General features: G+C 65.3%; 1 protein-coding gene. It reads right to left on the minus strand.

Going from position 1 to position 521, the window contains the following annotated elements:
- Nucleotides 1–472 (minus strand): nucleotide-binding protein (locus tag ACT84W_RS10045; protein WP_444329107.1); only part of this gene is annotated, 472 nt, incomplete at its 3' end.
- Between the last annotated feature and the right edge of the window lie 49 nt (nucleotides 473–521).

Consider the following 521-nt stretch of genomic DNA (forward strand, 5'->3'; position numbering starts at 1 on the left):
CGGCGCGCGCGAGCCCCATGTTGACGATGTCGTTTTCGGCAAGGTTGATTTCGGCGGGGCTGCCGGCGCCCTCGATGACGATGACGTCGTTTTCCTCCGCGAGCGAATCGAACGACTCCAAAATCTGCGGCATGAGCGCCTTCTTTCGCGCGAAGTAGTCCCTCGCAGCGAAGGCTCCCTGCGCCTTGCCGGCCACGATGAGCTGGCTTCGGTGGTCGCTTTCGGGCTTGAGCAGGATGGGGTTCATACGCACGTCGGGCACGATGCCACACGCCTCGGCCTGCATGATCTGGGCGCGCCCCATCTCGAGCCCGTCGGCCGTGACACCGCTGTTGAGCGCCATGTTCTGGCTCTTGAAGGGAGCCACGCGCAGGCCGTCCTGCGAAAGCACACGGCACAGCCCCGCCGCAAGCAGGCTCTTCCCCGCGTTCGACATGGTGCCCTGGATCATGATGGGCTTCGCCCTACCCACGGGTATCGACCTCCTTCGTCGAGCCTCGGCCATACGCGCCCGCCATAGC

The sequence above is a fragment of the Paratractidigestivibacter sp. genome, from assembly GCF_052362415.1.
Taxonomy (GTDB): Bacteria; Actinomycetota; Coriobacteriia; order Coriobacteriales; family Atopobiaceae; genus Paratractidigestivibacter.